General features: G+C 61.1%; 21 protein-coding genes and 1 tRNA gene. 4 read left to right on the top strand and 18 right to left on the bottom strand.

Translation table 11 applies throughout. The features are described 5' to 3' along the window. Positions 1–229: 229 nt before the first annotated feature. From RQH62_RS20920 to RQH62_RS20905, 4 genes are all read right to left on the bottom strand, one after another. Positions 230–1,927 carry a hypothetical protein gene (locus tag RQH62_RS20920; protein ID WP_311270583.1) on the bottom strand — a complete coding sequence of 566 codons (1,698 nt, stop codon included), beginning with the start codon at positions 1,925–1,927 and terminating at the stop codon, positions 230–232. A 175-nt stretch (positions 1,928–2,102) separates the two neighbouring features. Further along, a complete protein-coding gene (locus RQH62_RS20915; protein ID WP_311270582.1) occupies positions 2,103–2,330 on the bottom strand; it encodes a helix-turn-helix domain-containing protein in 228 nt (75 codons plus the stop codon). Continuing rightward, the gene (locus RQH62_RS20910) at positions 2,327–2,743 is read right to left on the bottom strand and encodes a CopG family transcriptional regulator (protein ID WP_311270581.1); all 417 of its coding nucleotides are present in this window, start codon (positions 2,741–2,743) and stop codon (positions 2,327–2,329) included. Before RQH62_RS20910 ends, RQH62_RS20915 begins: the two co-directional genes overlap by 4 nt. A gap of 75 nt (positions 2,744–2,818) precedes the next feature. Beyond that, positions 2,819–3,907 carry a DUF3363 domain-containing protein gene (locus tag RQH62_RS20905; protein WP_311270580.1) on the bottom strand — a complete coding sequence of 363 codons (1,089 nt, stop codon included), beginning with the start codon at positions 3,905–3,907 and terminating at the stop codon, positions 2,819–2,821. 1,622 nt (positions 3,908–5,529) lie between these two features. On the opposite strand from RQH62_RS20905, the gene RQH62_RS20900 reads away from it, so the two are divergent. Next, entirely contained in the window at positions 5,530–5,733 is a 204-nt protein-coding gene (locus RQH62_RS20900) for a hypothetical protein (protein WP_311270579.1), read from the top strand. Positions 5,734–5,884: 151 nt separating this feature from the next. Here the strand turns inward: RQH62_RS20900 and RQH62_RS20895 are convergent, their stop codons facing one another. From RQH62_RS20895 to RQH62_RS20885, 3 genes are read right to left on the bottom strand one after another with little or no spacing between them, the layout of a single operon-like run. Then, entirely contained in the window at positions 5,885–6,019 is a 135-nt protein-coding gene (locus RQH62_RS20895; RefSeq protein ID WP_311270586.1) for an SEC-C metal-binding domain-containing protein, read from the bottom strand. 8 nt (positions 6,020–6,027) lie between these two features. Beyond that, positions 6,028–8,064 carry a nuclease-related domain-containing protein gene (locus RQH62_RS20890; protein WP_311270578.1) on the bottom strand — a complete coding sequence of 679 codons (2,037 nt, stop codon included), beginning with the start codon at positions 8,062–8,064 and terminating at the stop codon, positions 6,028–6,030. Positions 8,065–8,075: 11 nt separating this feature from the next. Continuing rightward, positions 8,076–8,363 (bottom strand): hypothetical protein, encoded by a 288-nt coding sequence (locus RQH62_RS20885; protein WP_311270577.1) that lies wholly within the window; start codon positions 8,361–8,363, stop codon positions 8,076–8,078. A gap of 428 nt (positions 8,364–8,791) precedes the next feature. On the opposite strand from RQH62_RS20885, the gene RQH62_RS20880 reads away from it, so the two are divergent. Further along, positions 8,792–14,668, top strand: a complete 5,877-nt coding sequence (locus RQH62_RS20880; protein WP_311270576.1) for an AAA family ATPase — start codon at positions 8,792–8,794, stop codon at positions 14,666–14,668. 92 nt (positions 14,669–14,760) lie between these two features. Here RQH62_RS20880 and RQH62_RS20875 read toward each other — a convergent pair whose 3' ends face one another. From RQH62_RS20875 to RQH62_RS20845, 7 genes are all read right to left on the bottom strand, one after another. Continuing rightward, positions 14,761–16,005, bottom strand: coding sequence for a phage integrase central domain-containing protein (locus tag RQH62_RS20875; protein ID WP_311270575.1), 1,245 nt, complete (start codon positions 16,003–16,005; stop codon positions 14,761–14,763). A 198-nt stretch (positions 16,006–16,203) separates the two neighbouring features. Then, a tRNA-Thr gene (locus RQH62_RS20870) sits at positions 16,204–16,289 on the bottom strand. Next, the gene (queA, locus tag RQH62_RS20865) at positions 16,277–17,311 is read right to left on the bottom strand and encodes a tRNA preQ1(34) S-adenosylmethionine ribosyltransferase-isomerase QueA (RefSeq protein WP_311270574.1); all 1,035 of its coding nucleotides are present in this window, start codon (positions 17,309–17,311) and stop codon (positions 16,277–16,279) included. Before queA ends, RQH62_RS20870 begins: the two co-directional genes overlap by 13 nt. A 91-nt stretch (positions 17,312–17,402) precedes the next feature. Further along, a complete protein-coding gene (locus RQH62_RS20860; RefSeq protein ID WP_311270573.1) occupies positions 17,403–18,158 on the bottom strand; it encodes a peptidylprolyl isomerase in 756 nt (251 codons plus the stop codon). 97 nt (positions 18,159–18,255) lie between these two features. Continuing rightward, the gene (gene coaD / locus RQH62_RS20855) at positions 18,256–18,768 is read right to left on the bottom strand and encodes a pantetheine-phosphate adenylyltransferase (RefSeq protein WP_311270572.1); all 513 of its coding nucleotides are present in this window, start codon (positions 18,766–18,768) and stop codon (positions 18,256–18,258) included. Between the two features lie 4 nt (positions 18,769–18,772). Continuing rightward, on the bottom strand, positions 18,773–19,690 hold the full coding sequence (locus tag RQH62_RS20850) for a farnesyl diphosphate synthase (RefSeq protein ID WP_311270571.1): 918 nt from the start codon (positions 19,688–19,690) through the stop codon (positions 18,773–18,775). A gap of 5 nt (positions 19,691–19,695) precedes the next feature. Beyond that, positions 19,696–19,950: an exodeoxyribonuclease VII small subunit gene (locus RQH62_RS20845; protein ID WP_311270570.1), complete on the bottom strand. Its 255-nt coding sequence runs from the start codon at positions 19,948–19,950 to the stop codon at positions 19,696–19,698. A gap of 168 nt (positions 19,951–20,118) precedes the next feature. On the opposite strand from RQH62_RS20845, the gene RQH62_RS20840 reads away from it, so the two are divergent. Further along, a complete protein-coding gene (locus RQH62_RS20840) occupies positions 20,119–20,502 on the top strand; it encodes a hypothetical protein (protein WP_311270569.1) in 384 nt (127 codons plus the stop codon). A gap of 193 nt (positions 20,503–20,695) precedes the next feature. Here RQH62_RS20840 and RQH62_RS20835 read toward each other — a convergent pair whose 3' ends face one another. Then, complete coding sequence (locus RQH62_RS20835; RefSeq protein ID WP_311270568.1) at positions 20,696–20,851, bottom strand: hypothetical protein; 156 nt, start codon at positions 20,849–20,851, stop codon at positions 20,696–20,698. A 190-nt stretch (positions 20,852–21,041) separates the two neighbouring features. Here RQH62_RS20835 and purL point away from each other — a divergent pair, with 190 nt between their 5' ends. Then, positions 21,042–23,219 carry a phosphoribosylformylglycinamidine synthase subunit PurL gene (purL, locus tag RQH62_RS20830; RefSeq protein ID WP_311270567.1) on the top strand — a complete coding sequence of 726 codons (2,178 nt, stop codon included), beginning with the start codon at positions 21,042–21,044 and terminating at the stop codon, positions 23,217–23,219. A 33-nt stretch (positions 23,220–23,252) separates the two neighbouring features. Here purL and RQH62_RS20825 read toward each other — a convergent pair whose 3' ends face one another. The 3 genes from RQH62_RS20825 to RQH62_RS20815 form a co-directional block, all read right to left on the bottom strand. Continuing rightward, positions 23,253–23,777, bottom strand: coding sequence for a GNAT family N-acetyltransferase (locus tag RQH62_RS20825; protein WP_311270566.1), 525 nt, complete (start codon positions 23,775–23,777; stop codon positions 23,253–23,255). 178 nt (positions 23,778–23,955) lie between these two features. After that, positions 23,956–25,383, bottom strand: coding sequence for a GGDEF domain-containing protein (locus RQH62_RS20820; protein WP_311270565.1), 1,428 nt, complete (start codon positions 25,381–25,383; stop codon positions 23,956–23,958). Between the two features lie 101 nt (positions 25,384–25,484). After that, positions 25,485–26,252 carry a methyltransferase domain-containing protein gene (locus RQH62_RS20815; RefSeq protein WP_311270564.1) on the bottom strand — a complete coding sequence of 256 codons (768 nt, stop codon included), beginning with the start codon at positions 26,250–26,252 and terminating at the stop codon, positions 25,485–25,487. Positions 26,253–26,395: the final 143 nt, after the last annotated feature.

The raw sequence follows: 26,395 nt of genomic DNA, 5'->3' as shown, positions 1-26,395 counted from the left end.
GCCGCCGCCGTTCCGGCCCGGTCATCACCGTGATCTGCCGCATCCACTGCTCCTAAGCGTGCTCTCGAGAGCGTTCTTAAGAGCAGGCCCCTACCTCACGACAAGGCGCGTCTCGCCGGATGCATACGTTGCGGCAGCCGAAAGCAACTGACATATCCAACGATTGACCACCGCCTCCAACCCTGCTGCTAAATTGAATGCGGTGGTAGTCTCCCAGCTTTCAGAACCTCTATTCTTCGAAGGCTAAGGCGATGGCCTCCAATTCACGTGCGATCAGCGCACAGACATGGGTGAAATGCGCAGTGTAGCTCCCATGCTCGACGACGGCCTCATGTGCAATTTTCTGCGCTTCCGTACCGCTCGAGTGACCTGCAATTTTAGAACGGATTTTTTGTGCGGCGCGTAAACCACTGAGTTTGACAGGATTGTCTACATGAGTGGATGCCGAAAGCAATTTCTCCAGTAGCGATATAGATTGCTCTTTCTCATCAAACGCGAGGCCTCGTCGCGCTAGTCTATCTCTGATCGCTTTGAGGTCGAAGCCTTCCACTACGAGTTTGGAAAGGTCGAGGAAGGCGTTAGCCCATTCATCTGTACTGGATGTCAATGGGATGTTGGCGCGTTCGAGCAGACCGTCCTGACGGAGTCGCCACCAGTTCACCGAACGCTCGCTCCAGCGGCGAGCGATCGAGATTACTTCCTGCCGTGGATGTATGAAGTCAACGAAGTCGCCTTTAAAATCATTTATGAAGGCGCGGTCAGAAATTCCCGTCTTTGGTTCTTCGTTGAAGGAAAGCCAATGCAGTTGCTCCGAGTAGGGAAGAGCACGCAAGTCGCATATATACGCATGAATTTGACCGGCCTCGTTGACATCATATCCTTTCAGATGCCAAGTAGATCTACAGCTTATGCTACGTTCACCGACGGTATATTTGTCTCGGTCTGTTTTGTATTTTGAGAGGACCTCGGGACGAAAAAAGGCCGGGGAAAGCTCGAATGGCTTATCGTTTTCGTCCGCATTGAAATAGTTGGCGGTCGCCTCGGGATGGGTCGATATTTTGGTGATTCGATCGTGGCGCCAGTCCTTGGCAATAAACTCGGCATATTCCTTGTTCTTGCGACCGGACCAGCCATCCGAAACGTTTTGAGACGCACGCTCAGGCGACAGGTTAGGCCGGATGATTTGAATACCGCGTGTGTAGGCGAGCGTGTCGCCGCGCTTCTGCCGGAAAAACAGGTCTGGGGAATTCTCGATCACTACCTCATCGCCCTCCGGCCAAGCAGTAAACGCTGAGTGATTGAGAAGGGTAAAATCGAACATGCGCACAAGACTATAGTCGGATACGGCTAGGTACTCTTCAAGCTCTTCCCATGTGAACGTAACCAATGAAACAGCATTACCATCTCGAACCGTGATTGACACGACGTGGCGCAGGTCGCCGTTATGGTCGAATTTGCAGTATGCTGAATGCTCTGGCCGCCAGTGAATCCCCGTGAGGTGTGTGTATTCTTGATTGACTTCGAAATAGTCTCGACCCGGTCCGGACCAGCCATCGAACGTCCGCCCAAATATCAGGTCTTCACCTTCGTCAAGAGCCTTACATCCGCGATGACCTTCACCCAATTCTACCCACATGCCATCGCTGCTGGAGACGTAGCTCGCATAGGACGTGAAGGGATTGCTCGACCACCTGAGGAGTTCATCTCTAGTGGCCGCTTCCAGAACGTCATTGGGAACAATGATGGAGTGGATGAATGCGTAAGGCCCTGAGCAATAGATGATGAGCTCCCCCGGTGGGACATTTTGCGTCAGAAGCCCAATGTGTTGTTCGGCCCCCACCCATTTTCGCAATTCGTCTAAATCTGTAGGGATTTCGTCGATTGACAGAACGTGTGCGGCTATCTTTCCATGTGCGAAACTGGGCAAACTTCCCTCCAACCTGTAACTTCAACCGAACATCAATTTGTCGTCCACGCGCCCCTCGGTTGATGAACCGATGTCGGTTGGGCTTATCGGCGGCAATATCGGGCTAACGCATTGTTAGTAAAGTTCTAGCCGCGGTTGGTCATTGAGGGCCAGCGCATGCGCGCTTTTGGAGAAACTATCGCCCCCTTGAGCGTCCGGAATTTGGAGAAAATTGGCCATTTCTTCGACCGCTGAGAAACGTTTCAAGCGATGAGACAGGTATGAGCGTCATGCTGCCGACCTTGATGGTCTCGATCGCGCCTTCGGCTATGAGCAGATAGAGTTTCGAGCGCCCGATCCCGGTCATACGACAGGCATCCTTGATGCGGACCGCGATGGGCGCTGGCGATTGATCGAGGCTCATGGCTGTTCCTCCTGTTTGGCAAGGGCTGTCGCTTCACCGCTGTCGGCCCGCACCAGCCGGCGCTCGACCAGTTCCATGAACCTGAGATAGCGGGTCTTGCCCAGCCGGGCGGTCTCGCTGTCGAACGCGGGCTGATGCGCCACCAGCGTCAGTTGGTGAAGGATGAAGACCCCCAGCATCTCGGTCAGCACATCGACCTTGCGCTCGATCCGCTCGGTCGTCCGGTTCTGCCGATCAAGCCGGGGACCGAAGCGCTGGTCCAGTTCCTGCGCGCCCTTGCGTTCAAGCCAGGCATTGAGCGCGTCGGTCAGGATCTGCGTCTTCGACGTGCCTGGGCTGGCGGTCAGTGCGTCCAGCTTCGCCGACAGGTCATCGGGCAGGTAGAATTGATGGCGGGTCTTGAAGGTTTTCATGACCCGGAGGATCGGCCATGCTGGCCTTGGACGACAGTGCCTCCATGGTGCCGGTAGGTACCTGTCGGATGCCGGTCAGCCGATGCCCAGTCCCCTGTTCCGGCTGCCAATGGTCCAGTTGATTGGATCATCCCGCATGATGCCCGATACTGGCTTGCCGATGGCCCGCTCGAGAACCGGCCGCCAGGGCACAAGGCTGAACTCATGCGCCTTCTCGATCATGGCATAGCGCTGGTCCCCGACCATGACGGCGCGGCGGTAGACACCCTCGACCATCTCGCCGGGTCGCGGCGTGACATGCCTCAGGCCCGTCTCCTGTTCGATCTGCTGGCTGGTCCGGCTGAGTTCGCGCTGCTGTAGGACGACGAGCAAATCGCGGCGGAGGCGGACAGCCTGTCCCTCCTGTTCTGCCAACCCTTGCTCGACGAGCCATGCCTGCCGTTGGGCCAGCCCCTTCCTGACGTCCGCCCCGAACCCGCTTGCCAGTTGCTGCGGCTGACCGCTGACTATCTCTCGGTCCAGCCATGTTGCGCCGTCATGGTGCGGGAGTTGTTCGAGAGGCCGGACGGACAGGATCTCAATGCGGACCGGCAGGCGGCGGCTCTTCTCCCGTTCGTAGCGTTCGGCATCTGCCAGATGGTCTGGGCCAATCACCCAACTGCCATCGGGCTGTCGTTCGGGTGCGGCGATCAGCCGCCGCATCGCCTCGAGACGACGGACATGCATCTCCGCCCGGCCTTGGGTCATCATCGGGTCTTGTTCCATGTGGAGATCGATACTGTAGCGGCCCTGGTGATGGGCAGCGACATCGGCCACGGCGCGATCGACATCGCGCACTTCGACCGGCGTGGGCGACAGGCAAACGATGCTGCCGGTTCGGACAGCCTGCTGGTCCTCCCCGACATCGGCATAGTGGCTGTGGCCATCAATGCCGTCGATGATGAGATAGCGTCGGTCGCGATGCTCGTCGGAAAGGCCGATGGCGACAATCCTGCCGACGATCGCGTTGTCCTGCGCCGGATCGAACAGGGCATGGTTCTGGGGTGGACGGTGAATGCCTGCTTCCCGCAGTTCGCGATTCAGCGTCCGGATGATGTCGCCCCGTTCGCCCATGCGCCGCAGACTGGGCTCCAGTTCGCGGTCGGTTCCTGCCTTCCTCGGCAAGGTCGAGCCGGGACAGCGTGCGTAGCCGCCCAATGAGCGAAGCATGTTGGCCCGGATCGGCCTTGGTGACGATGATGACGCCTTCTTCATTCGCCTCTCGCATCAATGCCCGGTCGATGCTGGTGAAGCGCTCCTGCTCGACTTCTCTCGCCACACTGGCGGCGATCTCTTGGCTAGTGCGAGGACCAAGATCGAGGGAGAGGATTTCGGTCGCCCGGGTGCGAAGGCCTTGGGTCATATAGTCGCGGGCGATGACGAGGTCTTTGCCGGTCTCATCCTTGCCGCGCACGATGACATGGCTGTGAGGATGGCCGGTGTTGAAATGATCGACTGCCACCCAGTCGAGTTTCGTGCCCAGGTCTTTCTCGGCCTGTTCCATCAGGCGGCGGACCACGGGCTTCAGGTCATCATATTGCGCGCCGTCCTCCGGTGCGACGATGAAGCGGAACTGGTGGCGGTCGCCGGCTGAACGTTCGAGGAACGGCTTGCCGTCAACGCGGTCGGCGTCATGGCCATAGAGCGATCCTCGCTCGCCCTCGCGGGTCGTGCCGTCGCGCTGGAGATAGCGCAGGTGGGCGGCGGCAGCCATGCCCTTGCCCAGCTTCACGATCCGGCTCTTCACCACCACGCGGCGAGCGCCACCACCGGCCCTTGATGTACTCCGGCCGAGCACCCGGCCGACACCGTTGCCACGGCCCAGCCGCGCGCCGGTGAAGCGACGTCCTGATCCGCCCCCACGACCACCTGCACGGCGGGCGCGGGCAAGGGTCTTTCCGACCGTTGGCGTGTCGCTGCCGATGCGTCCGAGCCAGAGGTCGAAATCGTCACTGCCGGCCATGTCGTGATCCTTTCCCGTAGAAAGCAGGAAAGGATGGGAAGCCGCCAGCGCGGGCTTCAAGGGCCTCCATTCGGAGGGGAGGAAACGCGGCGTTCTCCAAGGATGTGGAGGCACCGCCCTCGGCATGCCTCCATCAGAAACCCTGTGCAGGCGCCATTCCTGGCCACCTCAGGAGGCAAGGCTTTAATCTTGCCATCCCTTTATTCCCCCTTCAAATTCCCCCTTCTCTCCCTCGACCGACCAACAAAACTGGGCCAATCGCCTCCCTAAGCATGCACTTCCGCATTGAAGGATCGGTTCTTTCCCACGCGGTGTTGCGTCGCAGAAAGATGCGTTGAAGGCTCATGAAAAGCTGCTCATGATGCAGTCAGACCCAACGAAATCTCGGTTCATACAGGATCCTCTTCCTGTCAAAATCCAGTGATTTTTGTCGAGGGCATTCCAGAATTAGGCGCGCCTGAGAGCGGCTATTCTGGATCTCAAGAACCGCTCCACGCAGCGCGCCCTACGCGAAATTTGGCTTGATAACTTCGCAGAACCAAGCAATCTGGCCCTGCTCCCAAGACACGTGGGAGCGGGGCTTAGTAACCCCGATCGAAGAACTCGGTCATCCAGTTTCTGGAGGCCGGGTGGCATGCGCGCATGTCCAGCCGGTTCGCCGGTAAAGGCGCATGCGCCTTACTTCGGTCAGGTTACTAACATCCGGCTTTGGCCGTCGCCCCGAGAGGACATAGGTGCGACGATAGGCCAAGGCTGAAGGCGTCGCCGTTCGAAGGAGACGCATATGGCAGTGCCTAGCAGCTCGGGCTGGAACGCGATTACTGATTTGCCAAGCGACCGGAAAGACGGCCGACGGATGCTGCTTTGGGACGAAGACCTTCCCGTCATCGGCCGATGGGACGCTGAACGCGAGGCCTGGGAAGACCCCGAGAGCATGAGCATTTACGAAGATATCGCCCTTTGGGCTGACATTCTCGCTCCGCATTAACGGGCCGGGTCAGCAATCTGCGACACATGCCCACAAATTACTCAATCTCCATCAGGTTGGGACATTCTGCGCGCGCCCCCCCTTGAAGCAAGACGAGGTAGATAACGGATATCTAGCAGATTCGGGTTCTTGGCCGGGAATTTAAACAAGCTCAGGCAATGCAGCACCTCTTAAACTTTTTCCCACTGCCACAAAAGCATAGATCGTTGCGACCAATCTTCGAGCCATCCGACGCGCGACCGCCGGGCTTTGGTTGAGCGAAATTGCGGTTGCCGTTGAGCACCATCCCCTGCGTCAGATTATCCATGCGGATGTCCCGTTTCCACGGGAACCGTACCGCGATACCGAGCTTGGGCAATCCGTCACTCTCCCGCACGAGAAGACCGAACCATTTGTCAGAACGGTGAACATATTTGCGGCGTCGGCATGGTCCGCGAGTACTTCGACCGCATCGCGCGGCGAGGCTCGGCTACAATGTATGGTGAGTCCGGCGTCGCCTGTGTCAAACCCCAGTGTGAAATCGTGGGATCGACCATCGAGACGAGTACGTCGAGCGACATCCTTCATCCCCTGATCAAGCTGCTTAACGGTATCGCCGTTAATGTTGAGCAGGAGGAAGCCTAAATCGAGCAGGTCAGGATCTGCCTCATGTTCGATCTTCTCGATGATCCGGCCTACATGCGTGCCAGTGAACTTGGTGAGGATGCCCTTTGGCGTTGCTGTTCCTGGAACGCCTTCTCGCCGGACCGTCATCGCAGTGTCGAGGTCAAGCGAGAAATCGTCCGCTACCATTGCGATGCTGTTCTCGTCTTCAAACCAAAGATTCTGGCTTAGATGATACCCCAGAATGGCGAGTTCGTTGGTCCCGTGTATGCGTTCGGCATAGCCAACCCGGCGATCGATATAGCTGAGCAACCGGAGAGGACTGGCGAGCATCTCTGCGAGGACGTCGATCAGAAAGATATCTGCGACCAAGGGGGCATGGATGACAGCATCTCTCTCATATTTTAAGAAATGCCGCGCTTGGACGGTTAGCACCGGATAATGATCTGACACCGCGCAGAGGATGTAGACATTTCGTAGCTCAGGAATTTCGAGCTTGGTCCCGTCCTCCTTCACGAAGTCCAATCCTGGCCGACTGAGCGAGCGCCCGCAGAGCAAGCCTTGATCATAGGCGTCTTGGACTGCCTTCTGGAAATCGTCGCGCAGCGTCCTGTCGTTACCCCGACGCGAATCCAGCGTCATCTTCTTCGACTTGCACTGGACGATCAGAGCCCGATCGCCAAACAGGACCAATACGTCCATTTCAGAAACCCGATTGCTCGCAGCTTCGATGTTGACGTTAGTATGAACATTCAGGTCGCCGAACACTGACCGCAACCGTTTGGCCACGAACTGTTCGGTGAAAGCACCGCGGTGAGTGGACGCTTTGGAGCGATAGGTTTTGTCGCCAACCATCCAATAAAAGGGGGAATCGTAAAGGGATTCCACGATCCCGTATGTCTGGAGCGATAGATAGTTCCCGTCCGGCAGCGTCACGATCGGGCACGCATTAGCCAAGTTGAACGCGCCAAGCGAAGTGAAATCCTGATTAGCGGGTGCCGTAACGCTAAGGGCTGCCAGCACGGCTCGCACCGTCTCTACGGGCAGGCCGCAGTGCGCTGCAATCTCGTCGGCGGTAGTTGTGAAGGCTGGCAGCAAGGATGGGAAAGACGGTGCTTTCGCCTTAAGGCGCGACAACACGCCGACGATTTTGCTGCTCTGAATCTCAGAGATTGCGCTGGCAACTGCGTGTGCGTCCGCAATGCAGAAACCCTTATTCATGGTCAGCCAAGCTTCGTCTGCGGCATACCGTTCGAGCGCCATGTCTCGATATTGGAAGCTGTACGCGGATTCGCCGCCGTAGAAGATAGGTTCCCGTAACACATCGGCGCGAGTGAATGGTGAAGCAGGGCGTGCTGCTTCATCCTCCTGCATTACCTTCGCTGTCTCGATGATAGAGTCCCACATTGGCCGCCCCAGCCGTTCATGCAGCTCTTTCAGCAGCTTATCTGTACGATCGAACAATGCCTGAATTTCCGCCGGCGTTGGTTCACTCAGGTCGATGGGCTGGCGGATAAGCAGCCCGAGTAAGGTCGAAAATTCGGTTCTAACCGTTCGACTAGGCGCATAGGAGGCTGCCAACGCCTCACCATCCATGACACCGTCAAATGTCACGTAGTTATCTCGCAGCGACATCCAGGCGAGCGCGTGCGCAAAGCCGGGCGCCGTGCATAAATCCGCGAGACTGTTGAAGATGTCCTGCTCCGCGCGGGGCTCTGTCGCGTCCATGGTACTAGACATCAGCCCGCGAGGAGGCTGCATTCGTGAGGATTCGGTACCCGCTCTTCAACGATCAGCGCGACATAGTCCTCCATATCGCGAGGGTTGAAAACACGGCCTACCACATTCCAAACGCTACGGTTCTTTGGGTCGTGTCGATCAAGCCCTTGAAGCACGCCTGGGTCCACAATTATATCACCGATCGCCGGAATAATTCCCGCGAAGCTCTCGCTGCCGAACTCCTGCTGGCTATCCACCAGCGTGCCGTCTGACTCCCGAAAATAGATTCGAATGTGAGCATCAAACATGCCGCGTTCCCTCTTCCGATCATTCCAAATGGGGTTAGTAGTATCGTTAAGCATTTACAACGATCTTGTTTTGTTCCTTGAGAAGCTATATGGCTGGTGGTTCTGAGACACGGCTTCGCGCCATGATATCAGTTCGACATCGGCCCAGTTCCGCAGCATCCGGCAGCGATCAACTCATGAGGTCAACTTCTTGGTGCATGGCAGCTTACCGGGTACATTCGGCTTGCTATGATGACCGAGTATTGTGCCTGTAGACTGATCCTAATCAACGGTCGTCGAGCATCCTCGCTCGTCGACGACCATTCACCCTCATCCGTGCATCGGCGGAAATAACTATGGCACATACATCTGGGGCCGGCGAACGGGCCGCAAGGCTGGGACTTAGATATCAGGACCGGGCCTCCGCTCAACTTGCCTATCAGGCAATATTGGACGGCACGCTGACGTTTGTAGCGTTGGCAGATGATCATGCTGGCATGTTCGACGATCTCGTCATTGGCATCGCCGGCAAGGTCATCGGGCATCAGTATAAAGCATCGGGCAAGCCCAAGCCAGTTGGCGTTACAGGCCTATTGCTCGGCACAGACAAGGTCATCGCGGACTGCGCCGCGTCCTTCGTCATGCTCGAAAGCGAATTTCCAGATCGTTTCGTCAAGCTCCGTTACGTGTCGTCACACTATCCGACGACATCAGATCGGGGAAAATTCGAAGTACCTGGGCGGGATTCGGCGGACTTCTTCCACGATAAGGCGCGCCATCCGGACCGAACGTTGGCCGACTGGCGCGCAAGCGAATGGATGCCGCTCATCGAGGCTCTACGACAGGCGTCTGGTTTGTCCGAACCGGATTTTGAGCGCTTCTTCGGTCGTCTCGAATTCATGCTCGGAGCATCGGCCAACACGGAATCTCCCTTGGCCCAGGACGCCGCCGTTCGCGCGCAGATCGACGAGTTGGCCCATACATTGGGCGACCTGGTCGGGCGCAATGACGGCAAGACGCGATGGACGCGCCGCGAGTTGCTCGACGCGCTCGGTTGGGCTGACCGGTTCCAACTCCGCTTCGAGCACCGGTTTCCCCTTGGCGCCCATGTCCAGAGCAATGAGAAAAGTGAGGCGGAGCTGGAAGCGGCAATTGGCACGCATGCCTCAGGCTACCTCTGCCTGCTCGGTCCCCCGGGTGCTGGCAAATCAACATTGCTCGAGCGCTTCGTGCAGCCCGGTCCCGAGCGCAATGTCGCCCGTTATCTTGCTTTCGTACCGGGCGAGGCGCAGGGCCAGGGTCGCGGTGTCGATGCCAATTTTCTTGACGACCTGAACAGTCAACTCACTGGCTTCGGATATCAGTCGCAGCGCGCCAAGGACGACACGCTCGAGCAGAAGCGCGAGACGTTCGAGAAGCTACTCGAGCAGGCAGGCAAACGGCATACGGTCGATGGGCAAATGACGGTCGTCGTGGTCGATGGCCTAGACCATGTTCCGCGCGAGGAACGGCCTGATGCGAGCTTCCTACGCGCACTGCCTCTTCCGCACAGTGTCCCCAAGGGCGTCCTCTTCGTGCTAGGTAGCCAGCGGATCGATCTCGCCGATATCCCGCCAGAGGTACGCGATCAGGCATCGCAGAACGGCCGGCGTATCGACATCGCGCCGCTCAGTGAGAATGCTGTGGCGGACATGGTGGTCTCGGTGGGTCTGGATCGTGAGCAGGTCGACCCCGAACAGGTCTTCGCCGTGAGCCTAGGCCATCCGCTTGTGACGCGCTACTTGCTTGGTAAGCTCCTGACCGCAGAGCTCGAGGAGCGCGAGGCCCTGCTGGCCGGCGGCTTCGAATATGACGGCGACCTTGAGAAAGTCTATCGCCAGGCTTGGCGCGAGGCGCAAGACGCCGGCCCCGATGTCTCGAAGACACTCTTCACGTTAAGTTTCGCTGATGGCCGGATCGAACCAGAACTGCTGGCGCAATGGCTATCCAGCAGCGCGGTGGACAAGGCTTTCACGCTCGCCCATCATCTGATCGACCATGGCGGTGGGGCGTGGCGGATCTTTCACAACAGTTTCCGTCTTTTCCTCCGTCAGCAGAATATTACGCTCTATGGAAGGCCAGACCCGGCGTTCAGTGACCCGGCGATCTATCGGGGGTTGGCCGAACTGGCCGGATCCGCACCGCAGACAAGCGTCCAGCGCTTCCTCGAGTTCCGGTATCGCTTTCTCGCTGGCGATCTCGCTGAGGCCGCGGCCTTGGCCAGCCGCAGGTACTTCGTTGGTCAGTTCGTCAACGGTCGCCGCAGCTATGAGGTGAGCAATGATATCGGAGATGCCGTAACCTGTCTCGGAGCCGATCCGGATCCCGCTTCCTTGTTCGACCTGATGCTCGCCCGCGATGAAATTTGGCGGCGCCAGGACGCACTGACCATGGCCGAACGTCTCGTCACCGCACAGATTGCAGCTGGAGACCTCGACATGGCGGTGGCCCAGCTTGATTCTAATCATGTCGCCGGCGATGAATGGCTCGTTATCGATGCCCTGCTCGACGATGGGCAAGTGGATCGTGGGCGTCTGCTGTTCGACAGTGAGAATCCATGGAAATGGTTCGACGAAGGCCATGGCCTAGACACTAGCGAGGCCATGGAGGCATGGGCCAACCTCGCAGTCGTGCTACTCGATGACGAACAGATCGAACGACGCATCCGCCTTCCGGCCGGCAAACAGGGCAGCGACGAGGACACTTTTTCCGGCAAGACAAGGAACGACTATCTCCTCGAACTGCGCTACTTGCTTGCGCGCGCGATTCTGCGTCACGATCCCGACCGGAAAGTCGCCGACATTGCGGCACAGCATCGGGTGGACCAAGGCGCCTGTCTCTCGATCCTTCACCTCGAGAGTGCCGAAGCGAAGATGATTGCGTCTCGCACGGAGGAGGCGCTGCAATGCTTGGCCGCGTATGCGAACTTGTCAGAAAAGCAAGATCTGCACGACAGCTGGAATCTGCACGCGGCGCGCATCGCGATTGCTGGCAAGGATCATGCACTCGCGCGACGGTTGTTTGAAAGGGCTGCCACCCCCGACATGACCGGCCTTGAGCACAAGTCGGACGAGGTAGAGAACGCAGTCGACGTACTGCTCGGCTACACGGCGATCGCAGCCCAGCTTGGCGAAGCGCCTGTCCAACCCGCGCTCCCCAAAGAGTTTCTGTTCCGCGGAGTACAAGTCCAGGCAGTGCGGCTAGGCACGCTGATCGGCAAGATCAAGGCGGAGTATCCGGTTTCATCGTCGCAGGCCGTAGCGCAGATCAAGGCGTCTCTGACATTCCTGGCAGGCGCAGTCGCGAACCACCACGATGACGTGCTCCTCGGCTATCGCATCCGTCGCGCCGACAAGCCACTGTTCGACGCCATCTGCAAGCTGGTTCAACTGCTGCCTGATGCCGCGCCCGGCTTCGCGGCCGAGTTCGACGCGTGCCTCCGATTGCCTATGTGCAGCTTCAGAGAAACCACGCAAATCCATCGCCGCTTCGCCGAAACCATGTTTGCATTCGATGGCGATGCTGTTGCCGCGGTCGCACGCCTAGAAAGGCCGCATGCCGGACTGGACCATGCCCGTTCCCCGCAAGAGGCAATTGATTTGCTCTCCGAACTGGCGATCGCCTTCGGCAATATTGGCTTGCACGAGCGCGCGCGCGAACTGCTCCACATGATGCGGCAAAAATCGCTGGGTTGTTACATCGCTGCGAAAAAGGACGGCCTCTATCAGCTATGGGAAGGCGTGCTCACTGCCGCCGATCGCGCGGACCCGGCCGGTTCGCCCGATCGTGCATTTCGGATGCTGCGGCTTACAGCCGGCGTCGACGATAGCGATGCGCATGATCAGGCTTGGCGAATGGCAAAATCGGTACTCGTCGATGCAATCGCGAGCGGCACGGCGCCGGCCTGGGATGCCTATGGGTGGGCGAAAGAGTCGGGCGTCTGGCATTGGGATGCGCTGGTTGACGCGGTTACTCGGGGGATTCTCCGACGGCGGCCGGATCTCGCGATCCCGCTCGCCATCACATGGTCGGCACTCGCGCTTCCATATTATGAGGAAGTCTACAACAGCCTAACCCGCACTGGGCAGTTTCTCCGTGATCTCGCCGCCGCGGCGCCTCTGGAAACCCTCCCCGCCATCGGGCAGATGATCGTCGCTGGCTTAGAACGCGATGCCAGGCCATCGCGGCGGGCGAAGCTTCTTCGGGTTTTCCGGGATGGCCTGGCCGATCGCGACTATCGGTCTTCGACGGTGGACATGGCCGTCGACCGTTGGAATGCCGAGTCCGTCCAAGACGAAGAGGCGCTTCCCGATTATTTCCAGCTGAATACTTTCGAGCATGTAGAGCGCGCGGTCGCAGCAGAGCGCGCCCGGCGCGACGCACAGACCAGCGTTCACTATGGCGACTTTGTCAACCATACGCTCGGAAAGCGGGTCGGTAGGATTATCGCAAACAAGCCTTGGGAGGAAGTGGAGGCGTTTGCTACGCGCAATCCGCAACTCATTCGCGACCGGCCGGTGAAGAAAGCCCTTGCCAGAGCCGCGCTCGCGGCTGGCAGGCGTGGTTATGCCGAGGCGCTGTTGTCAGGCGGTAGCGAGACTCGTCAAGGCTGGGGCGGTTGGGCGGACAGCAACCTGCTTGACCATCATCGAGCGCGGCACCTTCTTGGCGATCCCGACGCACACGACCACGCCCGGGAAGATTTTTTGCGTGACCTTGCCGCGGGTGGCCACGGCACGGGCAGTGCGTTGTGGAGCGTCGACGACATTTTCCCGGTGCTGTTCGAGGAAATCGATTGGCCGGCGCTTTGGACGCGGCTCGACGAACAAATCCCCGAATATCGGGACTATCAAAAGGCGCCGGAGATTCCCCGTGGCGATGGCGAGCAGCGGGACGATCTCGACCTGCTCGCTCTTCTGTTCCTCGACGCAACACAGTTCGGCGTTTCCGATCCGCGAGAGCAGGCGGGTGCCGGTCTGCTGGAACTCGCTCGGGCAGAATCGAGCGAAGCTGTAGCCCTATTCTCCCGGGCCTGCGAACGGCTGATCGAGGGCGATGGGCCAACCGCGCTGTTCGGCCTCCGTCTTTTGTTTGAGGCGCGAAGCTGCGACGGCGTTACGCAGTCATTCAAGGACAAGCTGGACGGGCTGGTCGAGCATCCGGATGGGTGCGTCGCAGTGCTGGCGGAAATATTGAGCGGCATCTGGGGCGGTACCGCGCAGGTGCCGGAAACCGAACTCCCGCTGATCTACGCGCTGCAATTGCCGCCGCTCGACATCGTAGCGGGCCGAAGCCTGCGCGATGCAGAATCACTGGGCCCAGTCATTGATGATGCCGCCGCCTGGACCGAAGGCTTTGAGAGCTGGATTAAGATGCTCGCGCGTTATTCAGGCGTACCTGTCGCTAACATCCGGCATCGCGCCGCCCAATTAATAGCCGGATGGGGAGGTGCCGGCACCTATGGCGCCAAGGCTACCAAGGAGCTTGGACGCCGACTCGGTGCGCTTGGCTTGCGACTCCCCTTTGTCCGCCCGCACATCGGGGTATGTATCCGCGCGTTGCATGTAATAGTCGGCGAGCATTGGCGTGCCGGGACTTTGTCTCAGATCGAATTCGACCTGCTGCTCCATCGGCTCGACGGCGGTCCGCTACTACCGCCACGCACTGGCGTTTCGGCAAGACCTGCGGATCAGGACTGGCCGACGCTGCCCGAGGAGAGTTGGAGTGCACGTGCTGAGGACTGGCTGCAGGCGGAAGGTATTCAACGTCCGGCTGCTTCCGAACGGGTGGTAGGCGAATGGGCACGCTTCGCGGTGCTGGAATCGCGCTCGCTCTTCAGTGAGGATATGCTAGTCGTCCGCGGTATAGGGATCGGCCCCGCCAATGATCTCGATGGAGCGATCGGTCTGCTGCCCAAGGCCTTCTGGGCATGTGGCGGGATACTTGACACCGCCCCCCATGCCCTTTCAATGATGGTGAGAAACCTTCAGGTATCGCTCGTCGGCGAGCGGTCCGAGATTCTGATGTTCGATCCGGTTTTCGCCAAGACTTTGGGCTGGCGTGGCTCGGAAGACGATCCGCTCTCTTTCCTAGACCAGGACGGTCGTATCATGGTGACGACGCGATTTTGGCGCGACGGCTGGCAACAGGAAATGGCGCATAATGACGCGCGCTGGGCCGAGGGGCAACGGGTCGAGCTAAGCGAGGCAGGCCTTACCCAACTGCGAAGCCATGGCAATCTGCCCGAGTTACAGATCCGCCGATGGCGCACCAAGCTATCTAGATAACCGCAGTTGGAGAGCATGACCATCTAAACGAACGCTCGCAATCTGAGTCCCAAAACCTATAACCTGCCAGAGCACAGTCGGCCTCGTTCCGGTCATTGGCCAAACGCCGGACGCAACACCTTCCGCTCGTCCTTCAGCCGATTCAAATAATCACTCCACCATTGGGCCATTTCGGCGCGTTCATTCCAGAAGGCCCCGCGAGCATAAGCAGCCCGAACCGAATCACGATCCTTGTGTGCCAACGCTCGCTCGATCGCATCCGGATGCCACTTCCCGCACTCATTCAGGAGAGTTGACGCCATGGAACGGAAGCCGTGCGCAGTCATCTCGTCGCCTGAATAACCCAGCCGTCGCAGGCCCGCATTCACGGTATTTTCTGACATTGGATTTGCCGCGCTCCTGATCGAAGGAAACACATACTTTCCCCTCCCTGTGAGACTCCTGATCTCTGCCAGGATCGCCAAAGCCTGCCGCGACAGAGGCACCTGATGTTCGACCCGTCCCTTCATCTTTGCGGGCGGAATGCGCCATACGGACTTCACCGCGTCAATCTCTGCCCATTCAGCTTTTCGGAGCTCACCAGGCCTAACGAATAGGTGCGCGGACAACTGCAGGGCCCAGCGCGTCAGTGGCTGCCCCTCATATCCATCTATTGCGCGCAGCATCTCGCCCGCCCGTTCGGGATCGAGAATGGCCGCGTGATGTTTGACCTTGGGTATGGTCAGCGCGCCACGAAGATCGCGCGTGGGATCACCGGGCGCCAATTGAGATGCCACTGCGTAACGAAATACTTGGCCGATGAAATTCAGCGCGCGTTTCGCGCTCTCATGCCGTCCCTTCTTCTCGATAGGTCGAAGGGCCAGCAGCACCTCCATCGGCTGGATTTCGGAGACGGGCCGCTTTCCCAGAACAGGAAAGACGAGCTTGATGAACCAGCGCCTCTTTTTGATCGTCGCTTCCGCGAGCCCTTCGCGCTCCTGCTTTTCCAGAAGCATTTCGGCCACCTTGGAAAAGCTGTTCTCCGCGCTGATCCTGGCGGCCGCCTTCGCCTTCTGTTTTTCGAGAGCGGGATCCAGACCAGCAGCATGTACCTCCCGCGCCTCGTCCCGCAATATACGGGCTCTCTTGAGAGACACATCCGGATAGGCGCCAAGGGAGAGTAGCTTCTCGACCTTCTTGAACCGTCCTTGGGCATCAAGCCCGTCGATCCGAAATTTCAATCTCCAGAGCCGGCTGCCATTCGGGCTGATCAGGAGGAAAAGGCCTCGCTCGTCAGCAACCTTGTAAGGCTTGTCCTGGGGCTTGAGCCCCCTGATTCTTGCATCCGAAAGCGCCATCCGTCGATCATCCCATCTGCCTCGTCCGCTTCCTGGGGGTATCGCGTTTCACGCTTTAGCCTCATACCCCTTACCGATACCCCCAATGGGGAACGGACAGGCATGGACGGCGACAAACGCACCTGACCAGAAAGAGCGAATTTTTAGCAGATTTCCGCCGTTTTTTCAACCTGAAGTGGATGCTGGCGGAGGGGGTAATGGTGCCGCTTACGTGACTCGAACACGTGACCCCATCATTACGAATGATGGGAAGGCCGGTGGGGCTCAGCCTTTACCCCTCCGGCAACAGAAGGCTTGAGTCCCCGTAGCTGTAGAAACGATAGCCTTCCTTAATTGCGTGCCTGTACGCTTCTTGCATTTTCTCGACACCCATCAACGCACTGACCAGCATGAACAGAGTCGACTTGGGCAAGTGGAAATTGGTCATCAACCCGTCCACCGCCTTGAAGCGATAGCCCGGCGTGATGAAGATGCGGGTTTCGTCGGCGAAGGGGCGGATGACGCCATCCTCCCCCACCGCGCTTTCCAGCAGGCGCAATGATGTGGTGCCTACCGCGATCAGCCGCCCGCCGGCCGCCCGCGCCGCGTTCAACCGATCCGCCGTGGCCGCGTCGATCCGCCCCCATTCGGCATGCATGCGATGGTCGTCGGTGTCGTCCGCCTTGACCGGCAGGAATGTGCCCGCCCCAACATGCAGCGTCAGCGTCTCGGTCGCGATGCCGGCATCGGTGATCGCCGCCATCAGCTCCGGCGTAAAATGCAGCGCGGCGGTCGGCGCGGCGACCGCCCCATCCTCCCGCGCGAACATGGTCTGGTAATCGCTGCGGTCGCGTTCGTCGGTCGGGCGCTTGCTGGCGATATAGGGCGGCAAGGGCATCCGCCCCGCCCGTTCCAGCAGCACTTCGACCGGCTCGTCGCCCTCGAAATCCAGCGTCACGCCGCCATCATCATCACGCGGCCCGGCAATTGCGGTCACGCCCGCGCCAAAGTCTATCCGGTCGCCGGCCTTCACCCGCTTGGCATTGCGCAGGAACGCCTGCCACTGCCGCAGGCCTTGCCGCTTGTGCAGCGTCGCGCCGATCCGCGCCTCGCCGCGCATGCCCTCCAGCTGAGCGGGAATCACCTTCGTATCGTTGAACACCAGCACGTCGTCCGCCCGCAGCATCGACGGCAGATCGCGCACGATCCGGTCCTGCATCGCGCCATCGCCCGGCACCAGCAGCATTCGCGCACTATCCCGCGGCGATGCGGGGCGCAGCGCGATATTCTCCGCTGGCAGGTCGAAATCGAACAGGTCTACGCGCATGGCTTGGAACGCTTCATCTAAACAGTTCGGCCCCGCGCGCTTCGGGCGAAGCGAACGGGGCCTTGAAATTGCAGCAAAAAGCCGAACCGGCTTATTTCTTCTTCGGCGCAGCCTTCTTGGGCGCAGGCGTATCGATGATCGACGCGGGCGGTGCGGGTGGCGGCGGGGGCGCAGCCGTGACCGGCGGCTTGCCATCGCTCTCGATCGACGCCTGGAGGATCACGGTCGGGTCGGCCGGCGGCTCGCCCTCATGGATCGCGTCGACATATTGGATGCCCTCGATCACGCGACCGAAGACGGTATATTTCTTGTCCAGTTGCATGCGCGGCAGCAGCACGATGAAGAACTGGCTGTTCGCGCTGTCCTCGCTCTGCGCGCGCGCCATCGACAGCGTCCCGCGCAGATGCGGCATCGGATTGAACTCGGCCTTCAGGTCCGGGAGCGTCGATCCGCCGGTACCATCCCCCTTGGGATCGCCGCCCTGCGCCATGAAGCCGGGGATGACGCGATGGAATTTCAGGCCGTTATAGAAACCCTGCCGAGTCAGTTCCTTGATCCGCTCGACATGGTTCGGCGCAATGTCGGGGCGCAACTGAATGCGCACGCGACCACCGCTCGACAGGTCCAGATCCCAGATATTCTGCGGATCGGCCGGGATCGTTGCGGGCGGCAGCTTCGGCGTCAGGTCGGTGCCCAGCGACTTGGCATTATCCTGCGCGCGCACTGCGGCCTCGGCCTTCTTCATTTCCTCGGCATTGCCGCCCCCGCCACCCTGGGCCAGTGCCACGCCGGACGCAGAAAGGGCGAACGTGATCGCCAGAGTCTTGAGCGCGCTAGTCAAACGCATGGAGCAGCAGTTCCTTGATCTCGTAAAAGCCATAGGGCCAAGCCGCCCTGATAGCGCCCTGATCGGGATTGGCAACTGAACGACGGCTGAGCGCGCCTCAATCCGTTCCTTTTCGTCCGATCTTTTCGACCCGCGCCACCACTTCGTCGCGCACCACCGGGCTGACGAACTTGTGGATCGGCCCACCATAGAGCGCGATTTCCTTGACGAGCCGCGACGCGATCGGCTGCAATCCCACATCCGCCATCAGGAAAACGGTTTCGATCCGGCCGTTGATCTGCTGGTTCATGCCCGCCATCTGATATTCATATTCGAAGTCCGCGACCGCGCGCAGCCCCCGGATGATGACGCTGGCGCCTTGCGATTCGGCAAAGTCCATCAGCAGCGAATTGAAACCGGTCACGACGATCTCGGTATCGATGCCCGCACATTCGCGCCGCACCATCTCCAGCCGCTCCTCGTCATTGAACATGGGCGACTTGCTGATATTGGTGGTCACGCCGATCACCAGCTTGTCGACCAGCTTCGCGCCGCGCCGGATGATGTCCATATGGCCGAGCGTGATGGGATCGAAAGTGCCGGGATAAACGCCGATACGCTGCTTGCTCATGATATTAGCGGTCCCTCTCCACAATATAGTCGGCAATGGCGCGCAGCAGGTCGGCCTCGGCGCCATGGCCATGCAGATGCGCCTTCGCCTGCGCGACCAGCATATGCGCCTGTTCGCGCGCGCGCTCCACGCCCAGCAGCGACAGGAATGTTTCCTTGCCCGCCGCCGCATCCTTGCCCAGCGCCTTGCCCGCCAGCGCCGCGTCGCCCTCCACATCCAGCAGATCGTCGGCAATCTGGAAGGCCAGGCCGATATCGCGGGCATAGCCATGCAGGCCCGTGCGCGCCTCATGCGGCAGGCGCGCCATGATCGCGGCCGCCTCCACGCAAAAGGCGATCAGCGCCCCGGTCTTCAAATTCTGAAGCCGCGTCACGGTGGCCAGGTCGAAGCGGGTCTTTTCCGCCTCCAGATCCATCATCTGCCCGCCCGCCATGCCGGCCGGCCCGCTCGACGCGGCCAGCGCGCGCACCAGTTCGATCCGCACGAACGGATCGGGATGCGTATCCTCATCCGCCAATATCTCGAACGCCAGATCGTGCAGGCAATCACCCGCCAGGATCGCCGTGGCCTCGTCAAACGCCTTGTGCACGGTCGGCTTGCCGCGCCGCATATCGTCATCGTCCATCGCCGGCAGATCGTCGTGGATCAGCGAATAGACATGGATGCACTCGACCGCGAGGCCGACCCGCAGCGCCGAGTCGCGGGAAATGTTGAACAGATCGCTGGTCGCCTGCACCAGCAGCGGGCGCAGCCGCTTGCCGCCGCCGATCGCGGCATGCCGCATCGCGTCATAGAGGCGGACGCGCGCATCCTGCGGCAATGGCAACAGACGATCGAACGCGGCGTCGATCGCCCGCGCCACTTCGGTCGCGCGCGCCATGACCAGCGCTGTTGCGGAAGCCTTCTCTACGCCCCCGATCATCCGGATCAGTCCGCGCCGAAGGATTGCGCGCCGGTCACCGCGCCATTGGCGTCGACCGTCAGCTTTGCGATGCGCGCCTCGGCCGCCTGCAACCGCTCGGTGCAGCGCTTGCGCAGTTCCTCGCCCTTCGCATAGAGCGAAATCGACTCGTCCAGCGGCACATCGCCGCTTTCAAGCCGGCGGACGATCGTTTCGAGCGCGCGCAGCGCATCCTCGAACGACAAACTATCGGTATCGGGGGTGGAAATTTCCTCAGCCATGCCTTTGCATTGGCCGCCGCCACGGCCCCGGTCAAGCCCGCCCCGGCAATAACCCCTCACCGCAATCGCTGTCATCAAATGGTCATGACGTCATTTCAGGGGGCATAGCGGGAACGTCGTAGTTTTGCGTTGACGCACCATGTTGCGCATGCACATAAAAGGATCGCTATGAAACAATATCTCCCCCTCATCGCCGTCGCCAGCGTCGCTTTGCTGTCGGCCTGCAACAAGAATGACGAACCTGAAGTCGTGGGCGGCCCTGCCGACCCGATGGCGGCTCAGCTTGCCAACGCCGCGCCGGTCGAGTTGCCGCCGTCGGTGAAGGCCAACAAGCAGTTCCGTTGCAAGGACAACAGCTTGATCTTCGTCGACTATATGAGCGACGACAAGACCGCGCTGCTGCGCACCGAAAAGGGCGGCAACGCTACCTCGCTCAAGGCTGCCGAAGCCGGCCAGCCCTTCACCGCCGAGGGTGGTTATGAAGTCAAGGGTTCGGGCAACGATGTGACCATCACCGTGCCGGGCAAGAGCGCCCAGGCCTGCCACGTCTGAGTCGCACGACTTTTCCGATTACCGGGCCGGGCCTTCACACGAAGGTCCGGCCTTTTTATTTATACAGGATGCCCTCATTGCGAGCGCAGCGGGCCGAAGGCGGGCAAAGCCCAACCAATTCATGTGGCGCTTTAACGGATTGCTTCGCTGCGCTCGCAATGACGAAATGGCGATCTCGAACCGCCCTCACCCATCACTCGCTGTTCAGCATAGCCAGCGCGGCGCGGTCGGCATAGGCGGCCGCCAATCGCCGGTGCGCCATTTTGGCGCGTTCCGATGTGGACGCCTGCTCCATCAGACGCTGCTTTTTGCAACGGCTGGAAAAATAAAAGAAGTCACTCCCCTTCATGGAATACCTCTCCGTGGCCTCAATCTCCGTCGAATCGCCACCCCGCTCTCAGACATGAACTTTAGGGAAGGTGATTAACGAAAGGTTGCCGGCGGGATGAAGCGATGAGCGTGCGGGGCAAATGTCAGGATTGACGCATTCGCAACGCCCGCCATTGTGATTCCGCGCCGCCCTCGCTAAAGGCGCGCACATGTCCAGCACCGCACCCCAGATCACCCCGGAAGTCGTCGCCGAACATGGCCTCAGCCCGGAAGAATATGACCGCGTCCTGAAGGCGATCGGCCGTGAGCCGAACCTGACCGAACTGGGCATATTCTCGGTCATGTGGTCGGAGCATTGCTCGTATAAATCCTCCAAGATCCACCTGATGAAGCTGCCCACCAAAGGTCCGCAGGTCATTTGCGGTCCGGGCGAAAATGCTGGCGTGGTCGACATCGGCGATGGTCAGGCCGCCATCTTCAAGATGGAGAGCCACAACCACCCCAGCTACATCGAACCCTATCAGGGCGCAGCGACCGGCGTCGGCGGCATTTTGCGCGACGTCTTCACCATGGGCGCGCGCCCGGTGGCGAACATGAACGCGCTGCGTTTCGGCCGCCCCGATCACCCCAAGATGAAGCATCTGATCGCCGGCGTCGTGCATGGCATTGGCGGCTACGGCAATTGCGTCGGCGTCCCCACCGTGGGCGGCGAAGTGAATTTCCACCCCGCCTATGACGGCAATATCCTGGTCAATGCGATGACCGTGGGCGTCGCGGATACCGACAAGATCTTCTATTCGGCCGCCAGCGGCGTCGGCAACCCGATCGTCTATGTCGGCTCCAAGACCGGCCGTGACGGCATCCATGGCGCGACCATGGCCAGCGCTGACTTCGGCGACGACGCCGACGCCAAGCGCCCGACCGTGCAGGTCGGCGACCCCTTTACCGAAAAGCTGCTGATCGAGGCGTGCCTCGAACTGATGGCGTCCGACGCCATCGTCGCCATTCAGGATATGGGCGCGGCCGGCCTCACCTCCTCCAGCGTCGAGATGGCGTCGAAGGGCGGCGTCGGCCTCCACCTCAAGATGGACGACGTGCCGCAGCGCGAAACCGGCATGACCACCTATGAAATGATGCTGTCGGAAAGCCAGGAGCGCATGCTCATGGTGCTGAAGCCCGGCCGCGAAGCCTTTGCAGAAGCCATTTTCAAGAAGTGGGAACTGGACTTCGCCGTCATCGGCCATGTCACCGACACCGGCCGCATGGTGCTGGAGCATAAGGGCGAGATCGTCTGCGACATCCCGCTCGCCCCGCTGGCCGACGACGCGCCGCTCTACGACCGTCCCTCCATGCCGAAGGACGAATATAAGCTCTGGTCGAAGGTCGAAGCCCTCGGCGAGATCACGGAAAGCGCCGATATCGGCGCCGACCTCGTCACCCTGATGGGCAGCCCCGACATCGCCAGCCGCCGCTGGATCTGGGAACAATATGATCACATGGTCGGCGCCGACACGGTGCAGCGCCCTGGCGGCGACGCCGCCGTCGTGCGCGTCCATGGCGCGCAGAAGGGCATCGCGATCAGCACCGACTGCACGCCGCGCTATTGCTATGCCGACCCTTATGAAGGCGGCAAGCAGGCAATCGCCGAATGCTATCGCAACCTGAGCGCCGTGGGGTCCACCCCACTGGCCGTCACCAACTGCCTGAACTTCGCCAACCCGCAGCGCCCCGAAATCATGGCGCAGCTGACCGGCTGCCTTGAGGGCATGGGCGACGCCTGCCGCGCACTCGACTTCCCGATCGTGTCGGGCAACGTCTCGCTCTACAATGAATCGAAGGCGACCGGCGGCGGCTCGGCGATCCTGCCGACTCCCGCGATCGGCGGCATCGGCCTGCTCGCGAATGTGGACGTCATGGCGACGGTCGCGTTCAAGGCTGAAGGCGATGCGATCTGGCTGATCGGCGGCGAAGGTACGCATCTCGGCCAGACCATCTGGCTGCGCGAAATCGCCGGCCGCGAAGCCGGTGAAGCGCCCAAGGTCGACCTGACCGCCGAACGCGCCAACGCCGACATCGTCCGCGCATTGATCGCAGACGGCAAGGCGACCGCCGTGCACGACATTGCGGACGGCGGCCTGATCGTTACGATCGCGGAAATGGCACTGGCCGGCAAGATCGGCGCGACGCTGGACGTCACCCTCACCACCGCATCGGCCTTCGGCGAAGATCAGGGCCGCTATGTCGTCACTGTGGCGGCAGGCGTGGATGTCCCCGGCGCGGTGAAGATCGGCACCGTCGGCGGCACCAGCGTCGCGGGCGTCGCCCTCGACACGCTGCGCACCGCCCATGAAGGCTTCTTCCCCGCCCTCATGGACAGCGAACTGTAAAGGATAAGGAGCGGGACGCCCTCCCGCTCCCGCCTATCCCCGGCGGTAGATATATTCCGCGTCGGTCCATGCGCCGACGCGAAAGCCATAATCGCCCACCTTCACGAAGCCACGCTTCGCATAGACCGCCTGCGCCCGTTCATTGCCCGACCACACGCCCAGCCACACCGGCCCCGGCATCGCCTGCGCCAGCCAGTCCAGCGCCACATCCATCAGCGCGCGCCCGATCCCCTGCCCCTGCGCCGCCGCCAGCGCATAAAGCTGGTACAATTCCCCCTGATCTGGCGAAGCTTCAGGATGCGGCAATTTGCACGGGCCGACATGGGCATAGGCCTGCAACCGCCCATCCGCCGTTTCCGCCACCCAGGTCGCGTGGCGTAGGTCGGCCAGTTCCGCTGCCACCCGATCCACGCCATAGCTCTCCTGCTCGAACAGGGCGAGGTCGGCCGGCGGATAGGGCACGGCAAAGTCATCCAGAAAGGTTTGCCGGAACGCCGTCAGTTTCAGGACGGATAGGGCAGCGGCATCGGACGGGACGGCGGAGCGAATGGTCAGCATGGCGCCCGGCATGCCATGGCCGAAGGAAGCGTGCAAACGGTCCCGCCCCCCGTTCGCCCTGAGCCTGTCGAAGGGCGCCTGTCCTACACCCGCCCCCGCCGCTATACTGGCTCACCCGCTTTCCAATAGGATCAGGGCGACGCAATAAAATGTCCGCATTTGCGGGAAATGTGCGAAGTTAAGCCCTCGTTTCCTCGGCGACCACCGCCACCCCGACCCGGTTCCGCCCGCCACGCTTGGCCTCGTACAAGGCCCGGTCCGCCCGATCGACCAGTGCCTGTGCCTCCTCGTCCGCCCCGGCCTGCGCCAGGCCGATGCTGACCGTCACCACCCCGGCCGGCGCCGGCGACACCAGCCCGCGGCCCTCCACCGCCATGCGCATCCGTTCCGCCACCTCGGCCGCCTCCTCCGCATCCGCACCGGGCAGCAGCACCGCAAACTCCTCCCCGCCATAGCGCGCCACCAGATCGCCGCCCCGCCGCGCACAGGCCGCCAGCGTCGCCGCCACCTCCTGCAACCGGGCATCCCCGACCAGATGGCCATGATGATCGTTGAGCAGTTTGAAATGGTCGATATCCACCATGATCAGCGCCAGCGCCCCGCCCTGCCGCCGGGCCCGCGCCAGTTCCCGGCGCAGCATCTCGTCGAAGCGTCGCCGGTTTGCCACGCCGGTCAGCCCGTCGAAATGCGACAGTCGCTCCAGCCGGTCCTGCTCATCATAGCTGCGCAACTGCACCAATATGCTACGCAATCCATAGCCCAGCGTCGCCATGATGCAGCCCGCCACCGCCAGCCCCGCATCCTGCCGCAGCAGCAGCGCCGATACCGTCAGCAACGTCGCCGGCAACAGCAACGGACTGCCAGCCCGCACAACATGGGCGAAGCGGCGCCCGGTCCGCACCAACGCCTGCCCTTCGCCCCCGGCCATCGCCAGAACCGCCAGCAACAGGAAGGGCAGGTCGATGATCAGGTCGGGCCAGAAGCCAAAGGCCGTCTGCCACTCGAAATGGTTGATGTAGAAGGCCACCAGAAGATAGGTCGCCGCATAGAGGAACAGCGCGCGCAAGAGCCCCCGGAACCGCGCGTCCTGACAGGCCAGCAGGCGGATCAGCGCAAAGGCGGCGATATAGGCATTTTCCAGATCGAACAGCAGCCGGATCGCGGCGATATTGCCGTCGCCGGTGCCCGACAGGGTCGACTGGGTAAAGACATAGCGGAAGAAGAAATAGCCCAGCGCCGCCGCCAGCACGCCATCGACCAGCCGGACAGGCCATGGCTCGTCCGCCGGGCTGGCCAGCGCGAAGATCAGCGGAACGCCATAAAGGACATAGAGCAATATGCTCGCCCCGCCCTCCCCCTGCGCACTCAGCCAGACGATGCTGACCATGCTCGCCGCCATGCCACCGGCCCAGAGCGGCATGGCGATCGCCAGCGCCGCCCATCCTTCCCAGCCATCCCGCCATCCGCGCCACAGGCAGGCCAGCCCCGCCATCAACGGCGCCGCGATCAACATATGGAGAGAGACGGATTCGGCCCCGTCACCGGAAAGGCCGATCAGCAGGGCATGCAGCAACAGGAACGCCAGCGGCCACACGACAACGCGCATAGCCGGGAATCCTGCCTGCGCCGAAGCGCGATCAAGGGCGCCTGCCATCTCCATGGCGCGACCGTAACCCGCAAAGAGTTAATCTTTCTTCAGGCCGGCTATCAGGCTGGCCGCGTCACCCGACCGAACAGCACCTGATAGCCATCATCGCCCCCGTCCGCCTCGAACGCGGTCATTACCCGGCGCAGATCGGATGGCGCCAGCGGCTTGCGGCCTTCGCTCGGCACGACAGCGCCGATCCCCTTCAAATGCGCGATCAACCCGCGCGCGCCGCCGCAGGCCAGCGCATAATCCTCGTCAAAGGCAAAACTGTCCGCGTGGCCCACGAGCATGGCCCGCAGCGCATCGAGCGAGGGATAATCGGGCACGCCTGCCACCAGTCCGCAGACCGCATGCGCCGCCCGCCAGCGCGCAAAGCTGCCCTGCCCCATGGTGGAGAAGATCAGGCTCCCCCCCGGCCGCAGCAACCGCGCCAGTCGCGCGATGCCGCCTTCCAGATCATCGAACCACTGGAACGCCAGACTGGACAGGATCAGATCGAACCAAGGCCCGTCGAAAACCGGCGCCTCGCCGTCCATTGTCATGAACCGGCCTGCAACCCGGCCATTCGCCGCCGCCTGCTCCAGCATGCCGGGCGAAATATCGGTCGCGGTCAGTTCCGCACCCGGCCAGCGCACCTGAATGTCCCGCGTCAGGAAGCCGGTGCCGCAGCCAATCTCCAATATCCGCGCCACGCCGTCCGGCCGCTGCCGCTGCGCCAGATCCGCCACCAGCGTCGCGGCCAGCCGCTGCGGTCCGGCATGCACGTCATAATGCGCCGCCGCCGCGCCGAATGCGTCGCTTATCCGTTGCTTGCGGGCGTCGTTCATGGACGGAGCATTTTCAGTTGACCAGTCATGGTTCACGCCTTGGAGCAGCAGGCCAGCGCAGCTAAAATGCGATCACAAGAAACAAGAGCCTTTCCACCGATTGAGGAAAGGCTCTAGGCGGATGGCAGAGCCTTGGCTTTATG

The organism is Sphingobium sp. WCS2017Hpa-17 (assembly GCF_031843765.1).
Taxonomy (GTDB): Bacteria; Pseudomonadota; Alphaproteobacteria; order Sphingomonadales; family Sphingomonadaceae; genus Sphingobium.
Note: the sequence above shows the minus strand (reverse complement) of the source record. Positions and strands in the feature narration are given on the sequence as shown.

Coding starts and splice junctions, on each gene's coding strand:
- RQH62_RS20915 (WP_311270582.1), bottom strand. CDS start 2,330: ATGAGCCTCGATCAATCGCCAGCGCCCATCGCGGTCCGCATCAAGGAT.
- RQH62_RS20910 (WP_311270581.1), bottom strand. CDS start 2,743: ATGAAAACCTTCAAGACCCGCCATCAATTCTACCTGCCCGATGACCTG.
- RQH62_RS20900 (WP_311270579.1), top strand. CDS start 5,530: ATGGCAGTGCCTAGCAGCTCGGGCTGGAACGCGATTACTGATTTGCCA.
- RQH62_RS20895 (WP_311270586.1), bottom strand. CDS start 6,019: ATGGTGCTCAACGGCAACCGCAATTTCGCTCAACCAAAGCCCGGCGGT.
- RQH62_RS20890 (WP_311270578.1), bottom strand. CDS start 8,064: ATGGACGCGACAGAGCCCCGCGCGGAGCAGGACATCTTCAACAGTCTC.
- RQH62_RS20885 (WP_311270577.1), bottom strand. CDS start 8,363: ATGTTTGATGCTCACATTCGAATCTATTTTCGGGAGTCAGACGGCACG.
- RQH62_RS20875 (WP_311270575.1), bottom strand. CDS start 16,005: ATGGCGCTTTCGGATGCAAGAATCAGGGGGCTCAAGCCCCAGGACAAG.
- queA (WP_311270574.1), bottom strand. CDS start 17,311: ATGCGCGTAGACCTGTTCGATTTCGACCTGCCAGCGGAGAATATCGCG.
- RQH62_RS20860 (WP_311270573.1), bottom strand. CDS start 18,158: ATGCGTTTGACTAGCGCGCTCAAGACTCTGGCGATCACGTTCGCCCTT.
- coaD (WP_311270572.1), bottom strand. CDS start 18,768: ATGAGCAAGCAGCGTATCGGCGTTTATCCCGGCACTTTCGATCCCATC.
- RQH62_RS20850 (WP_311270571.1), bottom strand. CDS start 19,690: ATGATCGGGGGCGTAGAGAAGGCTTCCGCAACAGCGCTGGTCATGGCG.
- RQH62_RS20845 (WP_311270570.1), bottom strand. CDS start 19,950: ATGGCTGAGGAAATTTCCACCCCCGATACCGATAGTTTGTCGTTCGAG.
- RQH62_RS20840 (WP_311270569.1), top strand. CDS start 20,119: ATGAAACAATATCTCCCCCTCATCGCCGTCGCCAGCGTCGCTTTGCTG.
- RQH62_RS20835 (WP_311270568.1), bottom strand. CDS start 20,851: ATGAAGGGGAGTGACTTCTTTTATTTTTCCAGCCGTTGCAAAAAGCAG.
- purL (WP_311270567.1), top strand. CDS start 21,042: ATGTCCAGCACCGCACCCCAGATCACCCCGGAAGTCGTCGCCGAACAT.
- RQH62_RS20825 (WP_311270566.1), bottom strand. CDS start 23,777: ATGCTGACCATTCGCTCCGCCGTCCCGTCCGATGCCGCTGCCCTATCC.
- RQH62_RS20820 (WP_311270565.1), bottom strand. CDS start 25,383: ATGCGCGTTGTCGTGTGGCCGCTGGCGTTCCTGTTGCTGCATGCCCTG.
- RQH62_RS20815 (WP_311270564.1), bottom strand. CDS start 26,252: ATGAACGACGCCCGCAAGCAACGGATAAGCGACGCATTCGGCGCGGCG.